Origin of the sequence: Nocardia jiangxiensis NBRC 101359, assembly GCF_000308615.1 — a bacterium.
Taxonomy (GTDB): Bacteria; Actinomycetota; Actinomycetes; order Mycobacteriales; family Mycobacteriaceae; genus Nocardia; species Nocardia jiangxiensis.
Genome location: NZ_BAGB01000045.1, coordinates 48,385 through 66,570, shown reverse-complemented (window position 1 = coordinate 66,570; position 18,186 = coordinate 48,385). Strand labels below are relative to the sequence as shown.

The 18,186-nt window shown below is 69.9% G+C and carries 14 protein-coding genes; 8 read left to right on the top strand and 6 right to left on the bottom strand.

From position 1 onward, the window contains the following. The first annotated feature begins 5 nt into the window (after nucleotides 1-5). The 6 genes from ON40_RS19430 (at nucleotide 6) to ON40_RS19405 (ending at nucleotide 6,856) form a co-directional block, all read left to right on the top strand. Entirely contained in the window at nucleotides 6-1,439 is a 1,434-nt protein-coding gene (locus tag ON40_RS19430; RefSeq protein WP_040824970.1) for a carotenoid oxygenase family protein, read from the top strand. 108 nt (nucleotides 1,440-1,547) lie between these two features. Next, a complete protein-coding gene (locus ON40_RS19425; RefSeq protein WP_040825004.1) occupies nucleotides 1,548-2,219 on the top strand; it encodes a PadR family transcriptional regulator in 672 nt (223 codons plus the stop codon). Between the two features lie 247 nt (nucleotides 2,220-2,466). Continuing rightward, entirely contained in the window at nucleotides 2,467-3,339 is an 873-nt protein-coding gene (locus ON40_RS19420) for an esterase/lipase family protein (RefSeq protein ID WP_245567893.1), read from the top strand. A 57-nt stretch (nucleotides 3,340-3,396) separates the two neighbouring features. Beyond that, the gene (gene def / locus ON40_RS19415; protein ID WP_040824969.1) at nucleotides 3,397-3,981 is read left to right on the top strand and encodes a peptide deformylase; all 585 of its coding nucleotides are present in this window, start codon (nucleotides 3,397-3,399) and stop codon (nucleotides 3,979-3,981) included. Then, nucleotides 3,981-4,904: a methionyl-tRNA formyltransferase gene (fmt, locus tag ON40_RS19410; protein WP_040824968.1), complete on the top strand. Its 924-nt coding sequence runs from the start codon at nucleotides 3,981-3,983 to the stop codon at nucleotides 4,902-4,904. The genes def and fmt overlap by 1 nt, the downstream gene beginning before the upstream one ends. 620 nt (nucleotides 4,905-5,524) lie before the next feature. Beyond that, nucleotides 5,525-6,856 (top strand): RsmB/NOP family class I SAM-dependent RNA methyltransferase, encoded by a 1,332-nt coding sequence (locus ON40_RS19405; RefSeq protein WP_373281935.1) that lies wholly within the window; start codon nucleotides 5,525-5,527, stop codon nucleotides 6,854-6,856. Nucleotides 6,857-6,903: 47 nt separating this feature from the next. Here ON40_RS19405 and ON40_RS53260 read toward each other — a convergent pair whose 3' ends face one another. From ON40_RS53260 to ON40_RS19380, 5 genes are read right to left on the bottom strand one after another with little or no spacing between them, the layout of a single operon-like run. After that, nucleotides 6,904-7,146 carry a ferredoxin gene (locus ON40_RS53260; protein ID WP_051193308.1) on the bottom strand — a complete coding sequence of 81 codons (243 nt, stop codon included), beginning with the start codon at nucleotides 7,144-7,146 and terminating at the stop codon, nucleotides 6,904-6,906. After that, nucleotides 7,143-8,492 carry an NADH-ubiquinone oxidoreductase-F iron-sulfur binding region domain-containing protein gene (locus tag ON40_RS19395; protein ID WP_083895780.1) on the bottom strand — a complete coding sequence of 450 codons (1,350 nt, stop codon included), beginning with the start codon at nucleotides 8,490-8,492 and terminating at the stop codon, nucleotides 7,143-7,145. The genes ON40_RS53260 and ON40_RS19395 overlap by 4 nt, the downstream gene beginning before the upstream one ends. Beyond that, a complete protein-coding gene (locus ON40_RS19390; protein WP_245567892.1) occupies nucleotides 8,489-9,058 on the bottom strand; it encodes a ferric reductase-like transmembrane domain-containing protein in 570 nt (189 codons plus the stop codon). Before ON40_RS19390 ends, ON40_RS19395 begins: the two co-directional genes overlap by 4 nt. Nucleotides 9,059-9,066: 8 nt before the next feature. After that, the gene (locus ON40_RS19385; protein ID WP_040824966.1) at nucleotides 9,067-9,999 is read right to left on the bottom strand and encodes an FAD:protein FMN transferase; all 933 of its coding nucleotides are present in this window, start codon (nucleotides 9,997-9,999) and stop codon (nucleotides 9,067-9,069) included. Next, nucleotides 9,996-10,265, bottom strand: a complete 270-nt coding sequence (locus ON40_RS19380) for a hypothetical protein (RefSeq protein WP_157186346.1) — start codon at nucleotides 10,263-10,265, stop codon at nucleotides 9,996-9,998. Before ON40_RS19380 ends, ON40_RS19385 begins: the two co-directional genes overlap by 4 nt. A 599-nt stretch (nucleotides 10,266-10,864) precedes the next feature. Between ON40_RS19380 and ON40_RS19375 the strand changes: the two genes are divergently transcribed. Beyond that, nucleotides 10,865-14,722, top strand: coding sequence for a Pls/PosA family non-ribosomal peptide synthetase (locus tag ON40_RS19375; RefSeq protein ID WP_085997750.1), 3,858 nt, complete (start codon nucleotides 10,865-10,867; stop codon nucleotides 14,720-14,722). Next, nucleotides 14,722-16,065, top strand: a complete 1,344-nt coding sequence (locus tag ON40_RS19370; RefSeq protein WP_083895786.1) for a M1 family metallopeptidase — start codon at nucleotides 14,722-14,724, stop codon at nucleotides 16,063-16,065. Before ON40_RS19375 ends, ON40_RS19370 begins: the two co-directional genes overlap by 1 nt. A gap of 21 nt (nucleotides 16,066-16,086) precedes the next feature. On the opposite strand, the gene ON40_RS19365 is transcribed toward ON40_RS19370, so the two are convergent. Further along, entirely contained in the window at nucleotides 16,087-18,159 is a 2,073-nt protein-coding gene (locus ON40_RS19365) for an NAD(+) synthase (protein WP_040824963.1), read from the bottom strand. Nucleotides 18,160-18,186 lie beyond the last annotated feature (27 nt).

The window sequence follows — 18,186 nt, the reverse complement described above, 5'->3', positions numbered from 1 at the left end:
CGGGCATGGCAAATCGCTATCTCGAGGGCGGCTTCGCGCCGCTCCACCAGGAATTCACCCTCACGGATCTGCCGGTGACCGGCACGATTCCCGATCACCTCGACGGCAGATATCTGCGCAACGGCCCGAATCCGGCCGGTGAACTGGATCCGGAGCTGTATCACTGGTTCCGCGGCGACGGCATGGTGCACGGCGTGCGCCTGCGCGACGGCCGCGCCGAGTGGTACCGCAATCGCTGGGTGCGCGGCCCGATGACCTCGGTCGCACTCGGTGAGGAGCCGCTCGCCGGTATGTCGGCCACCGGAGGGGAGGGGCCGAACACCAGCGTGATCGCGGTCGCCGGGCGGACGGTGGCCATCGTCGAGGGCGGTGGATCGGCGTACGAACTCACCGACGAACTCGACACGGTCGGTCCCTGCGATTTCGACGGCACGCTGACCGGTGGATACACCGCACATCCCAAACGTGATCCGGCCACCGGCGAGCTGCATGCGGTCTCGTATTCGTTCCTGCGTGGAAATCGCGTGCAGTACTCGGTGATCGGCGTCGACGGCCGGGCGCGGCACACGGTCGACATCGAGGTCGGCGGGTCACCGATGATGCACGATTTCTCGCTCACCGAGAGCTATGTGGTCTTCTACGACCTGCCGGTCACCTTCGATGCGCGGATCGCCGCGGAGATGAGCGTGCCGCGCGGGCTGCAGCTGCCGGCCCGGCTGATGCTCTCGGCCATGGTCGGCCGGGTCCGGGTGCCGACGCCGCCGACCCCGGGTTCGCCCACGCCGGCGCGGGATCGGCGGATGCCGTACAGCTGGGATCCGAAGTATCCGGCGCGGATCGGGGTGATGCCGCGCGACGGCGGCTCCGCGGACGTGCGGTGGTTCGACATCGAGCCGTGCTACGTGTTCCACCCGATGAACGCCTACGACGAGGACGGCGTGATCGTGCTGGACGTGGTCCGCTACGACACGATGTTCGAGCAGGGGCATCGCGGTCCGTCCGGGCGTGCGGCCCTGGATCGCTGGGAGGTCGATCTGGGGGCGGGCAAGGTTCGGCAGTCCCGCCTGGACGACCGTCCGCAGGAGTTTCCGCGGGTGGACGAGCGTCTCGTGGGGCAGCGGCACCGATACGGCTACGCGCCCGCGGTCGGGAGCGATCTGGAGAGCGGCGCGACGCTGTACAAGCACGATCTGCGCACCGGAAACACCACGGAACGTTCCTTCGGCACCGGAAAAGGTCTGGGGGAGTTCGTCTTCGAGCCCGCCTCGCCGGATGCCGCCGAGGACGAGGGTGTGCTGATGGGGTTCGTCCAGGACGCGGCGACCGACCGGAGCGAGCTGGCCATCCTCGATGCCGGAACCCTCGAGACGGTGGCGAGTATCGCGTTGCCGCACCGGGTGCCCACCGGATTCCACGGCAACTGGATCCCCTCGAACTGAGCGAACGGTCGGTTCGTGGCCTACCTCACACTTGTCTAAGATGCATTGTCGATATATCGTCGATGACGTAATCGTAAGAACAAGCCTGAGGAGGCTGCCATGGAAAACATGGAGAACATGAATATGCGCGGTCGTCGAGGCGGCCCGCGCTCCGGTGATCGCCGATTCGAGGGCCGCGGCCCGGGTGGTCGCGAGCACTTCCGTCGGCACCCGCACGGCGGCGGTCCCGGCTTCGGTCCGGAATTCGGCCCGTTCGGCGGCGATTTCGGTCCCGGCTTCGGTCGTGGTTTCGGTCGCGGCCGGGGTCGTGGCGGACGGGGCCGGCGCGGTGACGTGCGTGCGGCGATCCTGCTGTTGCTGCGGGATCGTCCGATGCACGGCTACGAGCTCATCCAGCAGATCCGCGAGCGTAGCGGCGACGTCTGGCGGCCCAGCCCGGGATCGATCTACCCGGCGCTGTCCCAGCTCGAGGACGAGGGGCTGGTGCTCATCGACAAGGTGGCCGGTCGCAAGACCGCCAAGCTCACCGAGTCCGGCGTCGAATACGTCGAGCAGCACGCGGCCGAACTCGGCGATCCCTGGCAGGAGGTCCGCGACGGCGTCGGGGATCAGGCCCTGGATCTGCGCGAACTCGTCGGACAGCTGATGGGTGCGGTCGCGCAGGTGGCTCGTGCGGGCACCGCGGAGCAGGCGGCCAAGGCGGCCGAGGTACTCACCGAGGCCCGTCGCTCGCTCTACCGGATCCTCGCCGACGACGAGACCGGCGAGAAGGACAAGTGAGCCGTGATCTCGGACCGGTGACATCTTCTGCGCAGGCGCGAATGTCGGGTCCGGGGTGCGCGATGATCGAGATATGGCACAGTGCGGGCGCCACAGTGATCGGGACCGGTCACCGAGACGATCGCGTCGCCGGAACCGATCATGTCGGGCGGCCGCGGCGGCGGCACTGGCGGGCGTGCTGATCCTCGGGATCGGTACGCCCGCTCGGTCCGAACCGCCGCGGCCGCCCGGATATCGACCGGCCGTCGTGCCCACCGAGCCGGGCCCGCCACAGGTGGAACATCTGGGTGCGGTGCGTTATCAGCAAGCTCATCCCGGCGCGACTCCGCAGGGCGCCAACGACTTTCGCTGCCACCCCACCGCCGAGCATCCGCGTCCGGTGATCCTGGCGCACGGCACCGACGCCTCGGCCTACACCGATTGGGCGGCGATCGGACCGCAGCTCGTGCAGGCCGGATTCTGTGTCTTCGCACCGGATTACGGCGGTAGACCCGGCGCGGACTTCTACGGCACCGAGGATCTGTGGCTCTCGTCCCGGCAGATCGGCGAATTCGTCGACCAGGTGCTGGCCGCGACCGGTGCGCGACAGGTCGACCTGGTCGGATTCTCCCAGGGCGCCAACGTGACCCGGTACTACATCGACAAGCTCGGCGGCGCGGCCAAGGTCGCGCGCTGGGTCGGGCTCGCCTCGCCGACGAACGGCGGGATCATGTACGGATTGGTGCCGCTGGCGGATGCGCTGCCCGGACTGTGGCCGTTCTACCGGGACCTCACCTCGCTGGCCGCGATTCAGCAGGCCGCGGGCGCCCCGTTCATCCGGCAGATGAATGCCGGCGGCGACACCGTGCCGGGCGTGGACTACACCACGATCATCAGCCGCGTCGACGAGATGATCCAGCCCTTCGACAGTATGCGACTACGCGGTCCGCGCGCGCGTAATCTCGTGCTGCAGGATCTGTGCCCGGTCGATCTGACCGGGCATTTCCACATGGTGTACGACCCGTACGCGCAGCAGCTGCTGCGCAATGTGCTCGACCCGTCGCACGTGCGCACCCCGGACTGCCGGTTCGTGCCGCTGGGCACCGGAATTCCCGAGGTGATCCTGGGCGCGCACACCTGAGTTGGGCGATCCGTAAAATAGGGCGACCGCATTCTTTCATCGCCTCGGGGAGTTACCGTGACCGTCCAACCCGTTCGCCTGTTCGGCGACCCCGTCCTGCGCGCCCGCGCGGACGAGGCCACCTCCTACGACCGGGAGTTGCGTCAACTGGTGACCGACCTGACCGACACCATGCACGCCAGCGGCGGCGTCGGCATGGCGGCGCCGCAGATCGGCGTCGGCCTGCGGGTTTTCGTCTACGACACGGTCGCCGCGACCCGCGCCGGGACGCCTCGTGCCGGACATCTGATCAACCCGTCGTACGAGGTACTCGGTGACGAGGAGCAGACCGGCGCGGAGGGATGCCTGTCGATTCCGGGACTGCGCTACGACGTCACCCGCTCGCTGCGGGTGCGGGCCCGGGGCGTCGACGTGGACGGCGCACCGGTGGAATTCGAGGCCGAGGGGCTGCTGGCGCGCTGCGTGCAGCACGAGTTCGACCACCTCGACGGCGTGCTCTATCTCGACCGGCTCGACCCGGCCGCACGCAAGGCGGCGCTGCGCGAGGTGCGCGAATCCGAGTGGTTCGGTGCGGGCAAGACCGTCATGTCGGCGGCCGAGGTGGCCGAGGCCCGCGTGGCCTCGGCGGGACAGGGGGACTGATGCGGCTGATCTTCGCCGGGACGCCCGAGCCCGCCGCGCCCTCGCTGCGGCGGCTGATCGAGTCCACGCGGCACGAGGTGGTCGCGGTGGTGACCCGTCCGGACGCCGTCTCGGGCCGCGGCCGGAAGGTGTCGCGTTCGCCGATCGGCCGCCTGGCCGACGAGCACGGGATTCCGGTGCTCACCCCGCACAAGCCCGCGGATCCCGAATTCGTCGCGCAGCTCACCGAGTTGGCCCCGGACTGCTGTCCGGTGGTGGCCTACGGCGCGCTGCTGCCGCAGCAGGTGCTCGACATCCCACGGTACGGCTGGGTGAATCTGCATTTCTCCCTGCTGCCCGCCTGGCGCGGGGCCGCGCCGGTGCAGGCCGCGATTCTGGCCGGGGACGAGATCACCGGCGCGTGCACCTTCCGGATCGAGAAGGGGCTGGACACCGGGCCCGTCTTCGGCGTGCTCACCGAGAAGATCGGCGTCGGCGACACCGCCGGGGCGTTGCTCGATCGTCTCGCCGAATCCGGTGCGCGACTGCTGGATTCGACCATGGACGGGATCGAGGACGGTGTGCTGCAGGCCGTTCCGCAGGCCGGCGAGGGGGTGTCGTACGCGCCGAAGGTCGATGTGGAGGCCGCGCACGTCCGCTGGGATCAGCCCGCGCTGGCGGTGAACCGGCGCATCCGCTCGGTCACTCCCGCGCCGGGCGCATGGACCGAAATCGACGGTAAGCGAATCAAACTCGGTCCGGTGGAACTGGTGGAGGAGGTGCTGCCGCCGCGCGTGATCGAGGTCCGCAAATCGGGCGTTTTCGTCGGCACCGCGACCACCGCGGTCCGGCTGGATCAGATTCAGCCGCCCGGCAAACGCATGATGCCCGCCCTCGACTGGGCGCGCGGCGCTCGCCTCGAGCCCGGCGCGGTGATCGGATGACCCGCCCGAAGCGGGACGGGGACGACGAGTTTTCGGGTTCGCCGCGTCGGGGTGCGGCGGGCGGTTCACGCGACTCCGGGGACGATCGCCGTCGCGGCGGTGCCGGGGCCGGACGTGCAGGATATTCGAACCGTAATGCGCGCCAAAGTGATTCGGGCCGCAACTCCGATAGTAGGGATGTGTCTTCTGCCGGGCGTCGGTCGGGTGATGCGGGTCGCGGAAGTCGAACGGCGGATTCGGACCGCCGTCGAGCCGGTGGCGAACAGGGCGAACGCGTCGGCGGCCGTCGAGGCGCGCGCCGAGGCGAGGACGGCGCGCGGCGTGCCGATTCTGATCGTTCGGGGACTCGGCGAGTGGGAGGTTCGCAGGCGTCGGATCAGGCGTCGACGGCGCGAGGTCGGGCGAAAAGCGATGCGTACCGGTCGGATTCGCAGGGACGGCCGGGAGCGAGAGGGCGGCGTGATTCCGGCGATGCGGATTCGTCGGTTCGTGCCGGGGGCGGGCAGGGCGGTGGTCGGCCGGGCAAGCGTCCTGCGCAGGGCGCTTCACGGGGGCAGGAGAATCGTGCCCGGGCGGGGGAGGGGGCAGGGCGCGCCCGTCGGGAGGGCGGGCGCAAGGCCGTGGTGGACGCGCCACGGGAGGTGGCGCGGGATGTGTTGCGGGCGGTGCGGGAGCGGGACGCGTACGCGAATCTCGTACTGCCCGCGTTGCTTCGGGAGCGGCGGGTGTCGGGGCGGGATGCGGCGTTCGCGACCGAGTTGGCGTACGGGGCGTGCCGGTCGCTCGGGCTGCTCGACGCGGTGATCGAGGCAGGTGCCGGACGTCCGGTCGACGAGATCGACGGCGCGCTGCTGGACGTGTTGCGCCTGGGTGTGTACCAGTTGTTGCGGACGCGCGTCGGTGCGCATGCCGCGGTGGACACGTCGGTGGAGCTGGTTCGGACCGAATTCGGTTCCGGCAAGGCAGGTTTCGTGAACGCCGTGCTGCGCCGGGCGGGTGAGCGCGATCAGCAGGCGTGGGTGAATTCGCTCGCCCCGACGGATCCGGTGGGGCGGATGGCGTTCGAGTACGCGCATCCGGTGTGGATCGCGCAGGCTTTCGCCGATGCGCTCGGTGCGTCGGCGGGGGAGTTGCACGAACTGCTGGCCGCCGACGACGAGCGCCCGGCTGTCCATCTGGTGGCGCGGCCCGGTGCGATCACCGCCGAGGAGTTGGCGCTGGTGACCGGTGGTGAGCCGGGCCGCTGGTCGCCCTATGCGGTGTACCTCGAGGGCGGCGATCCGGGTGCGTTGGAACCGGTGCGCGAGGGGCTGGCCGGTGTGCAGGACGAGGGCAGTCAGCTGGTGGCGCTCGCGCTCACCCGCGCCGAACTGCTCGGTCCGGACAGCGGCCGCTGGCTCGACCTGTGTGCGGGTCCAGGCGGTAAGGCCGCACTGCTGGGATCCCTGGCGGATATCGATGGTTACCAGGTCGATGCGGTCGAACCCGCCGAGCATCGGGCCGAACTGGTGCGCACCGCGACCCGCGACCTGCCGGTGACCGTTCACGTCGCCGACGGCCGCGACAGTGGGCTGCCCCCGGGCTACGACCGCATCCTGGTCGACGCACCCTGCACCGGCCTGGGCGCGCTGCGTCGTCGCCCGGAGGCGCGCTGGCGGCGCACCCCGGCCGATGTGCGCGAACTCACCGTCCTGCAACGCGAATTGCTCACCGCCGCATGGGATCTGCTGCGCCCCGGCGGGGTGGTCGTGTACTCGACCTGCTCGCCGCATCTGCCCGAAACTGTCGCGGTGGTCGCCGACGTCGTGCGCCGCACGGGCGCGGAGGAACTCGACACCCGCCCGCTGCTGCCCGATGTGACGGATCTGGGCGACGGCCCCGCCGCCCAACTGTGGCCGCACCGGCACGGCACCGACGCGATGTTCGTGGCGGCCCTACGCAAACCGCTGTGAGCCGCGGACCGGAGGATCCCCCGACACGAGGATCCTCCGGTCCCCGATCAACCCCGCCGCATCCGGTCCAGGCGCAGCGCCAGCCGCGGGCACAGTTCGACAGCGTCACGGGCGGCGGCGATCCGGTTCGGCCCGACGACCGGGTCGCGATGGTCGTGCGTGAGTGGATAACCCCAATCGTCACGCCCGAGAACCTCCGGCAGTAGTTCGCTACACACACCCCGCCCATCACAGCGAGTCCAGTCGATGTGCAATCGCGACTCGCCCTGCTCTTGCTCGGCACAACTCACGACGCTGCCCCGTGTTCGGAGACGACCTTCGATACCGAGCGCATCGGCCGGGTGCGGTCCGTGTCGATGCGCGTCGTGGAACTTCCTGCGGCGGTGTCGGTCGCGGTGCGGGGTGTGGCCACGCCTTGATCGCGCCCGGCGACCTGGCATCGGCCGTGCAGGTGTAGCGCGACGTCCTGCGCGAACACGTCGAGCGCCGAGCGGACCAGGCGCGCGGTGCCATCGGGATGTGCGCATGCGCCGCGGCCGTCGACCAGATTCGCGAGCCGGGCGATTTCGCGGGGATCGACCGGATGGCCTGCGGCGAGCGGCGCGAATGTCTCGGCGAGGGCGGGAAGGCCGTTGCGGCAGGGACCACACTGACGGGCGCTCTGCGCGGCGAGGTAGGTGATGATGTCGGCGGATGCTCGAAGACCGCATTCGGTTCGGGAGAGCACCCGGACCACCCCCGCGCCGGGTGACGCGTGCAGGGGACGCAGTGCGGCGGACGACAGGGCGGCCCGGTGCAGTGCGGCGGCGGGGATCCAGGCGCCGTGGTAGCCGCCGACGAGGATGGCGCGCACGGTGCGCGGATCGGTTCGTCCATGGCGGGCGATCAGATCCAGGAGCGGAATGCCCAGGGGTACCTCGACGACGCCGGTTGCCGTGGTTCCGGACAGGGTGACCAGCATGGTGCCGGGTTCGTCGGGGGTGCCCGCGGTGCGGAACCACCGGGGTCCGTAGCGGGCGATGAGGGCCAGATGCGCGAGGGTCTCCACGTTGTGCACCAGCGTCGGACGACCGCGCAATCCGGCCTGCGACGTGCTGATGAGCTGATCGCCGGGCAGCGCGGGCAAAGCCGCGATCCGGTTGATGACGGCGGTCTTCTCCCCGGACAGGAAGGTCTCCGCCGACGCGGTGAGCCGGACCGTACGCCGGTCGTAGCCGGATGCCCGGCGTTCGTCGAGTGCGCGACGGACACCGTCGAGGAGGGGCGCGGGCGCGTAGAGATGGCATTCCCGCGCGCCCACGGCATCCGCGGCGATGCCGAGCCCGTCCAGCACCAGATGCGGTGCGCGGGAGAGCAATACGGCATCCTTGCTGCTGGCGGGCTCACCCTCGGCGCCGTTGGCGACGACGACTGCTCGGCGTCCGGCGGCGACCGCGGCGAGTTTGCGTGCGGCCGGGAAGGCCGCTCCGCCCCGGCCGCTCAACCCGGAGGCGGTTACGGCGTCCAGAAATGCGGTGCCCCCGGTAGGTGCAGACCCGAAACACTTCGTATGCGAGGCTAATTCGGGCCCTGCAAGCAGTAGCCGCCGAACGCCGGTCGGCGCGGCGGGCTCGATGATTGTGGTCGTCGTGCTCATCGTGCACTCCTTCGCTGTATCCGTCCGAATTCGGTGAAATTGCTTGCGGTCCGCCAGGTCACGGCGGCGGCGACGGCGAGAATGCAGGCCCCGGCAACCGTGAGCAGCCATGGCCGGGCCGCGTCGGTGCCGGTTCCCAGTGCGTGGATCAGCGCGACCGGCCACAGACCGTATGCGGCCCAATGGATCAGGCGGAATGTGCGCGGGCCGAGCCGGTGCCGCAGCAGCGCCGAGACGACCACCGCGATGAACAGATCGACCGCGACGGTTCCCAGGCCCATCCACATGGGTCGGTAGTTCGCGGCGAAGGGCACCACGATGTCGATCAGCCGCAACTGTGCGTCCGGATCGGCGAGCAGGCTCAGCACGTGGATGCCGACGAGTGTGCACGCGATGAGCGACGCACCTCGATGCAGATCGGCGATCGCGGTGCGGGGCAAGGTGATCGCGCGTCCCGAGCGCGCCGCGATGCCGGCGACGACCGCGACGGTCAACACCGCCACCGCGGCGATCCCGCTGCCGCGGCCGAAGGCCCACAGCGCCTCTGTCATGGCCGAATGTCCCATGATGTCCCCTACTGTTCCGCGGGCCAGCCGCCGAGAGTGGTGATCCGCCCCGCGCGATCGACCAACCGCGCGGGCGATCCGGACCGATGCAGCGGTTCGAGCGCGTCGCGTCCGCGCACGACGGCGGCCGTCGCGGCCGCATTGGCCGCCAGGCAGGTGTTCGCGGCGACCGAGACTGTGCGCCACACGGTTTCGGCGGCGACGCCGGTTCGCGGATCGACGATGTGATGGACCAGATGCCCGCCGCGCTTCCACCGTCGCCGCACGGTGCTGGAGGTGGCCAGCGCCGCGCCCGCGGGGAGGCTGATCCGGCAGCCGGGCTCGCCCGGCCCGTCGCGAACCTCGATCTGCCAGCCGCCGTCGGGTGCCGCACCAGCGGTGGCGATATCGCCCCCGAGGCTCACGAGCGTTCCGCAGCCGAAGCGTTCGGCGATCAGGTGTGCGCAGCGGTCGGCCGCGATCGCCTTGGCGGTGGCGCCCAGATCCAGCCGGACACCGCGCGGTACCGTCACGGTTCGCTCGTCGAGCAGCACCGTCGTCCAGTCCGTGCGCGGGGTGAACACCACCGGAATCGGGGTGGCCGTATCCGTGTTCGCGACGAGCGCGTAATCCCGGTCGTAACCCAGCCGTTCGAGTGCCGCACCGACCGTGGGATCCACGTCTCCCGCCGTGCTCTCGGCCACCGCGAGCGCCGTGCGCAGATACTCCGCGAACAGGGGCCCGATGACGACCGGACGACCCGGATGTGCGCTCAGGCCACTGAGTTCGGAATCGTCACGGAACCGGCTGCAGGCGCGATCGACGGCGTCGAGATATTCGCACATCGCCTCCCGGGCCCCGGCCAGATGCGCGGGATCGGTGACCACCAGCCGGGCGCGCGTATTCCACACCGACCAGTCGGCGGTCGCGACGCGGTCCGGTTCCAGTGTGGGGGCGGTCATGATCCGGCCGATTGTGCGTGCGATTCGCCCGACCCGGTCCCGACCTGCGGGACGGTTCCGGTCCCGGACGACGTGCCGGAATCGGTCGAGGAGACGCTGTTCTGATTCGTGCTCGTACTGCTGTCATTGCCGGTGGTGCTCGCGCTCGCGGTGTGGGTGTCCGTGTAGGCCAGGGCGGCCGCGCCGATGGTTCCGGCGACGCCGAGCGCCGCCAGCACCCGGGTCGCGGTGCGACCGGCCCGGCGGCCGGGATCCGATGACGTCATCGCATTCCTGTTCACTCGTGCGAGCGCATCGTTCGGCTCGTGTTCCCCGAGCATCCGGGCCGTTGCTGGGAGCGTCGTGAGAATTCATCCGGTGCTACCTGTGTGAGCTGATCTCTGGCTCCCCCGCCTCTCCGGGACTTCAGCGGGTCGTTGGGTGCCGACACAGTTGGGCTTCGGGCCGACCGTTGGGAGGGTGGCTAGGTTTTGGGCGTTCCCGGTGAGTTACCCATGTTCGTGCGAAATCAGGTGTTCGTATCGGGATTCGCCGGCGGCGGGAAAAGCTGCGTCCGAGCAACCTCGAATCCGAGCCCGGACTCGCCGTCGGTAGCGCGGTCCGGGACAACCCTCCGCCGCAGCCCTTCCGACGACCTGGGACAATAGCTGCGGCAAATCGCGACGATTGGCCCGGCAGGGACCCTCCGCTTCCGGTGAAGGGTGAGCCGAACGGAAGTTTCGCGTTTGCGCACCGGTAACCCTGACGTGAGACAACGGTTTGCGCGCTCTCGGCGCCGATCCGGAAAGGTGGACAGTACGTGACGCTCCAGTGGGACGTTTCACGGCCGCAGGTCCCGGGCACGCAGGGCTCGCCGTCCTCGCCCTTGCTGCGATCCGCGCACGCCGCGCCGCCACGCACCCTCGTCGACGTCCTGGCCGCGACCGCCGGGGAACATCCCGATGCGCCCGCCCTCGACGACGGTGGCGATGTGCTCACCTATGCCGAACTGCTCGCGGAGGTCGACGACACCGCCGACCGCCTGCGCGCGGCCGGGGTCCGCCGGGGCGACCGGGTCGGGGTCCGGATTCCCTCGGGCACCGCCGAGTTGTACGCGACCATCCTCGCGGTGCTGTACGCCGGGGCCGCGTACGTCCCGGTCGACGCCGACGATCCGGACGAACGCGCCCAGCTCGTCTTCGGCGAGGCCCGCGTCAGCGCGATCGTGACGGCCACCGGAATCGCCGCGACGGGCGTCGCGAGCGCGGCCCGGCCCGCACCGGATGCCGCACCCGAGCCCGGCGACGACGCCTGGATCATCTTCACCTCGGGATCCACAGGAACGCCGAAGGGTGTGGCGGTCACCCACCGCAACGCTGCCGCCTTCGTCGACGCCGAAGCCCGGATGTTCCTGCAGGACAAGCCGATCGGTCCCGGCGATCGCGTGCTGGCCGGACTCTCGGTCGCCTTCGACGCCTCCTGCGAGGAGATGTGGCTGGCCTGGCGGCACGGCGCGTGCCTGGTGCCCGCACCCCGCGCGCTGGTGCGCAGCGGCATGGACCTGGGTCCGTGGCTGGTGCGCCGCGAGATCAGCGTGGTGTCCACGGTTCCGACGCTGGCCGCGATGTGGCCCGCCGAGGCGTTGGATGCGGTGCGGCTGTTGATCTTCGGCGGCGAGGCCGTCCCGCCGGACCTGGCCGAGCGGCTCGCGGGCAGCGGCGAGCGGGAGGTGTGGAACACCTACGGCCCCACCGAGGCCGCCGTGGTGGCCTGCGCGGCCCTGCTGACCGGCGAGGGGCCCGTGCGGATCGGATTGCCGCTGGATGGCTGGGATCTGGCCGTGGTCGATCCGGCCTCGGGAAGGCCGGTGGCCGAAGGGGATTCCGGCGAACTCGTGATCGGCGGCGTCGGCCTGGCGCGCTATCTCGATGCCGCCAAGGACGCCGAGAAGTACGCGCCCATGCCGACTCTCGGCTGGCAGCGGGCCTATCGCAGCGGTGACCTGGTCCGCTTCGACGGCACCGGGCTGCTGTTCCTGGGCCGCGCGGACGATCAGGTCAAGATCGGTGGCCGCCGGATCGAGCTCGGCGAGATCGATACCGCGCTACAGAATCTGCCGGGCGTCAGCGGTGCGGCGTGCGCGGTGCGAACCACCAAGGCGGGCAACCGGATTCTGGTCGGCTACCTCGCCAGCGCCGATCCGGATTTCGACGTCCAGGCCGCCCGTGCCCTGCTGGCCGAGCAACTGCCCGCACCTCTGGTGCCGCGCCTGGCATTGCTGCCGGAACTGCCCACCCGCACCTCGGGCAAGGTCGACCGCGACGCGCTGCCCTGGCCGCTGCCGGACGCGGGCTCGGCCCCCGAATCCTCCGACGAACTCGAAGGCACCGCGCAATGGCTTGCCGGACTGTGGAATGCGATCCTCGGCGCGGAGGTCACCGACCTGCAGGCCGACTTCTTCGACCTCGGCGGCGGCTCGCTCTCGGCCGCGCAACTGGTGACCGGGCTACGTGAGCGTTTTCCCGAGGTGACCGTCGCGGACCTGTACGACCATCCGCGGCTGGGCGCGCTGGCCGAGCGGCTCGACGCCGCCGCACCGGCCGCCACCGTGCTGCCGCGTTTCGTGAAACCCACACCGCGCCTTGCACAGTGGACGCAGGTGCTCGCGGGGGTTCCGCTGACCACGCTGACCGGATTGCAGTGGCTGACCTGGCTCGGCATCGTCACCGATATCGCCAGCTGGTCCGGTTCGCTGCCGTGGCTGCCGGTGTTGTCGTGGTGGTGGCTGCTGCTCGCATTCGTCTTGTTCATCTCCCCGCTCGGTCGCATGGCGATCTGCGTGGCCGGCGCCCGGACGTTGCTCTGGGGTGTGCGGCCCGGCAGTTATCCACGCGGCGGAACGGTCCATCTGCGACTGTGGGCCGCGGTGCGGCTGTCCGAGGCCAGCGGTGCGGAGAATCTGTCCGGCGCGCCGTGGATGGTGCCGTTCGCACGCGCCCTGGGCGCGAAGGTCGGCAAGGGCGTGGACCTGCACACGCTGCCGCCGGTCACCGGCATGCTCGAGCTCGGCGACGGTTGCAGCGTCGAACCCGAGGTGGATCTGGCCGGGCACTGGATCGACGGCGACGTGGTGCACATCGGCAGTATCCGGATCGGCGCGGGTGCGGTGATCGGTTCACGCTCGACGCTGCTGCCCGGTGCCGTGGTCGGCAAGAATGCGGTGGTGGCGCCGGGGTCCGCGGTCTTCGGCAAGGTGAAGGCGGCGCAGGAGTGGGCCGGTTCGCCCGCGGTGAAGGTCGGCAAGGCCGAACATCCGTGGCCGCCGCGCACGCCCCCGCGGGCCGCGCACTGGGTGATCGCCTTCGGTCTGACCTCGATGGCGCTGGCCGCGCTGCCGGTGCTGGGGCTGGCTGTCGGCGGTGTGCTGCTGGCCTGGTGGATTCGGGACGATCGCACCGGCGCGGCCGCGCTCGGGCACGCGTATGCGATGCTGCCGGTCGCCACGGTGCTGAGTCTGGCGGTCTTCGCCGCGGTGACGGTGATCGCGGTGCGGCTGCTGAGCATCGGCCTGCACGAGGGCTACTACCCGGTCCGCAGCCGGGTCGGCTGGCAGGTGTGGACCACCGAACGGCTGATGGACTCCGCGCGGACGTTCCTGTTCCCGCTGTACGCGAGCCTGCTGACGCCGGTGTGGCTGCGCCTGCTGGGCGCGCAGATCGGCAAGGGCGTGGAAGCCTCGACGGTGCTGCTGCTGCCGAAGTTCACCACCGTCGCGGACGGCGCGTTCCTCGCCGACGACACCATGATCGCCAGTTACGAACTCGGCGGCGGCTGGATGCGCGTCGGTGAGGCGAAGGTGGGCAAGCGGGCCTTCCTGGGCAACTCCGGGATGACCGCACCGGGTCGCCGGGTGCCGAAGAACGGTCTGGTCGCGGTGCTGTCGGCCGCGCCGGAGAAGGCCAAGGCGGGTTCGTCGTGGCTGGGCAGCCCGCCGGTTCGATTGCGGCGCACCGCCGGTGACTCCGATACCGCGCGCACCTTCGACCCGCCCGCGCGACTGCGGGTGGCCCGCGCCGTCGTCGAGACCTGCCGGTTGCTGCCGGTGATGGTGACCTTCGGCATCGGGCTGGGGGTGCTGTTCACCCTGGCGTGGGCGGCCGCGACGGTCGGATACTGGTTCGCCGCACTGGTTTCCGGTGTGGTTCTGCTGGTCGCGGGCGTCTTCGCGGGCGGCTGCGCGGTGACCGCGAAATGGCTGCTGGTCGGCCGGATCGAGCAGGTGGAACATCCGCTGTGGAGCTCGTTCGTCTGGCGCAACGAGGTGTCCGACGCGTTCGTGGAAACCGTCGCCGCGCCGTGGTTCGCGCGCGCGGCCACCGGCACTCCGGTGATGAACATCTGGTTGCGCGGTCTGGGCGCGAAGATCGGCCGCGGCGTGTGGTGCGAATCCTATTGGCTCCCCGAGGCCGATCTGGTGACGCTCGGCGACGGCGCGACGGTGGAACGCGGATGTGTCGTGCAGACGCACCTGTTTCATGATCGGATCATGTCCATGGATACGGTGAGACTCGAGGCGGGGTCCACCCTGGGCCCGCACTGCGTGGCGCTGCCCGCGGCGCGGATCGGCGCCGGCGCGACGGTCGGACCGGCCTCCCTGGTGATGCGTGGTGACACGGTTCCCGACTCGACCCGGTGGCAGGGCAACCCGATCGCGCCGTGGCCGGATCGGCAGGGGCGCCGTTGATGGCGGACAAGTTCTACGCACCGCCCATCGACGAGTACCTACCCCAGAACGGCAATCGCGGTTACCGGGTCTCCCGGTACGAATTGGACCTGGTCTACAAGGTGTCCAGCAACCGGCTGTCCGGCCGCGCGACGATCACCGCGGTGACCACCGCGGTGCAGCCGCGGTTCGCGCTGGATCTGTCCCAATCCCTCGGTGTGACCAAGGTTTTCGTGAACGGGTCCAAGGCGGCGAAGTATACGCACCATCGCGGCAAGCTCACGGTCACTCCCGCGCACAAGGTGCCCTCGGGCGGCGCCCTGGTCGTCGCGGTCCAGTACGCGGGCACACCCACACCGGTGCGCGGGCAGTGGGGCGAGGTCGGTTGGGAGGAGCTGACCGAGGGTGCGCTCGTGGCCAGTCAGCCCAACGGGGCCGCATCCTGGTTCCCGTGTGACGACCACCCGAGTTCCAAGGCCAGCTACCGGATTTCGATCACCACCGACTCGCCCTACTACGCCGTCGCCAACGGCGCGCTGGTCCGCAAGCAGACCAAGGCCAGCCAGACCACCTGGGTGTACGACCAGCCCGAGCCGATGGCCAGCTATCTGGCGACGATTCAGATCGGGCCGTATCGCAAGTACCGGGTCGGTTCGGTGCACGACGACGCCGTGCCGATGCAGGCCATCCTGCCCGCGCGGCTGCGGGCGAACTTCGATTACGACTTCGCCCGGCAGCCTCGGATGATGGCCGAGTTCGCCGAGCGGTTCGGGCCGTATCCGTTCGGGTCGTACACGGTCGTGGTCACCGACGACGACCTCGAGATTCCGATCGAGGCGCAGGGGATGTCCATCTTCGGTGCGAACCACTGCGACGGGCGGCGTGGCGCGGAACGCCTGGTCGCACACGAGCTGGCGCATCAGTGGTTCGGCAACAGCCTCACCGTGGGGCAGTGGCGCGACATCTGGTTGCACGAGGGGTTCGCCTGTTACGCCGAGTGGATCTGGTCGGAGGCCAGCGGCGGCCCCGAGGCCGACGACCTGGCCCGCGCGGCACGGCAGAACCTGGCTCGTTCGCCGCAGGACATCGTGGTCGGCGATCCGGGCCCGCGGCTGATGTTCGACGACCGCGTCTACAAGCGCGGCGCGCTGACCCTGCACGCCCTGCGACTGTCGCTGGGCGATCCCGGATTCCTCGGGCTGCTGCGGGAATGGACTGCGCGCTACCGGCATTCGACGGTCAGCACCGAGGAGTTCGCCGATCTGGCCGGACGCTACAGCACCGCGTCGCTGCGGCCACTGTGGAACCGCTGGTTGTACGAGACCGCGCTGCCGGAGCTACCCGCGCCCGGCGCGACGAGGTAGCGGATCGTCGCGCGACCGGGCTCAGGCGTCGGGGACGTTCTGCGCCAGTTCGTCCAGCCACGCGGTCGCGACGGCATCGCTGGGCGCGCGCCAGTCACCGCGCGGGGACAGTGAACCACCCGAACCGACCTTCGGCGCGTTGGGCAGCGTCGAGCGTTTGAACTGGCTGGTCTGCACGAAGCGGCGCAGGAATTCCGCCAGCCAGTGCTTGATCGTCGGCAGATCGTATTCGTGCCGGTCGTCCTCGGGAATCAGATCCGGCCACGGCCCGCGGGTGTGGTCGGACCAGGCGTGCCGGGCCAGATAGGCGATGCGGCTGGGCAGATAGCCGAATCGCAGCAGGTAGTACAGGTGGAAGTCCTGTAGTTCGTACGGGCCCACCACCGCCTCGGAACTCTGGCCGGGCTGGTCCTGCGACGCCGGATCGTCTTGTGCCGCAACGGGTACGAGTTCGGGGGAGATCTCGGTCCGCAGGATCGAGCGCAACACCTCGTCCGCGTCCGGGCCGAGATCGCCGGTCTGTACCGTCCAGGCGATCAGATATTTGATCAGGGTCTTGGGCACCGAGGCGTTGACGCTGTAGTGCGCCATGTGGTCCCCGACGCCGAAGGTGCACCAGCCCAGCGCCAGTTCGCTCAGATCACCGGTGCCGATGACTATCGCGCCGTTCTGATTGGCCAGCCGGAACAGATGTGAGGTGCGCTCGCCCGCCTGTACGTTCTCGTAGGTCACGTCGTACTGCGGAACGCCCTGGGCCGCAGGATGATTCAGATCGTGCAGCATCTGGGTGGCCGAGGGCCTGATATCGACCTCGTGTGCCGAGACGCCCAGCGCCCGCATCAGCCGATGCGCGTCGGTGCGGGTGCGCGAACCGGTGGCGAAGCCGGGCATGGTGTACGCCAGTACATTCGAGCGCGGCAGGCCCAGCCGGTCCATCGTCTGCACCGCGACGATCAGTGCCAGCGTCGAATCCAATCCGCCGGACACGCCGATCACCACACGCTGTGATCCGGTCGCGGCCAGCCGGGTGCTCAGGCCCGCCACCTGGATGTGGTGCACTTCCGCGCAGCGTTCGTTGCGCACCGCGGAATCGGCCGGGACATAAGGGAATCGAGGAACGGTGCGCCGCAACGTCACCGCCTTCGCCGGGATCGGCAATTCGATGTCGATGCGCCGCATGCTCGCCAGCCGGTCGTGGTGGTCGTGCACGGTGTCGGCGAAACTGGTCATCCGCAGCCGGTCCGCGGCCAGTCGGCGCAGATCCACGTCGGCGGTCACCAGTTGCGGGCTCTCGGTGAAACGCGCGCCCTCGGCGAGCAATTCGCCGTTCTCGCACACCAGCGCCTGACCGTCCCAGGCCATATCGGTGGTGGATTCGCCGTATCCGGCTGCCGAATACAGATAGGCCGCGATATAGCGCGCGGAATGCGAAGCGCACAATTGTCGGCGATAGTCGGCCTTGCCGACGACGATATTGCTCGCCGACAGGTTCACCAGCACCGTGGCTCCCGCGAGAGCGGCGAAACCGCTGGGCGGCAAGGGAACCCAGCCGTCCTCGCAGATCTCCAGGTGGAAGACGAATCCCGGTACGTTCGTCGCGGTGAACAGCAGATCCGCGCCGAACGGAACGCGCTGTCCCGCCACGGTGATCCGATCCTCGAGCGACTCACGCGCCGCCGCGAACTGCCGCTTCTCGTAGAACTCACGATAATTGGGCAGGTAGCTCTTGGGCGCGACACCCAGGATCCGGCCGCGGTCGATCACGATCCCGCAGTTGAACAATCGCCCCTGCGCGCGCACCGGCGCACCCACCACGAGCACCGTGTCGATACCGGTGCTCTCCTCGACGATCCGCCGCAGCGCCTGCTCGACGGCGTGATCCAGAGCGTCGGAATGGAACAGGTCGTCGGCGGTGTAGGTGGACAGTCCGAGTTCGGGGAAGACGGTCAGCACCACCCCGTCCGCGGCCGCGCGCCGTGCGAGCGCGAGGGTCTGCTCGGCGTTGTGGGCCGGATCGGCGACCCGCACCGGCGGCACCGCCACCGCCACCCGGGCGAATCCGTGCCGGTACAGCGAATCGAACGGCAGCTGCATTCCACAACCCCTTACCCGCGGTGCGGT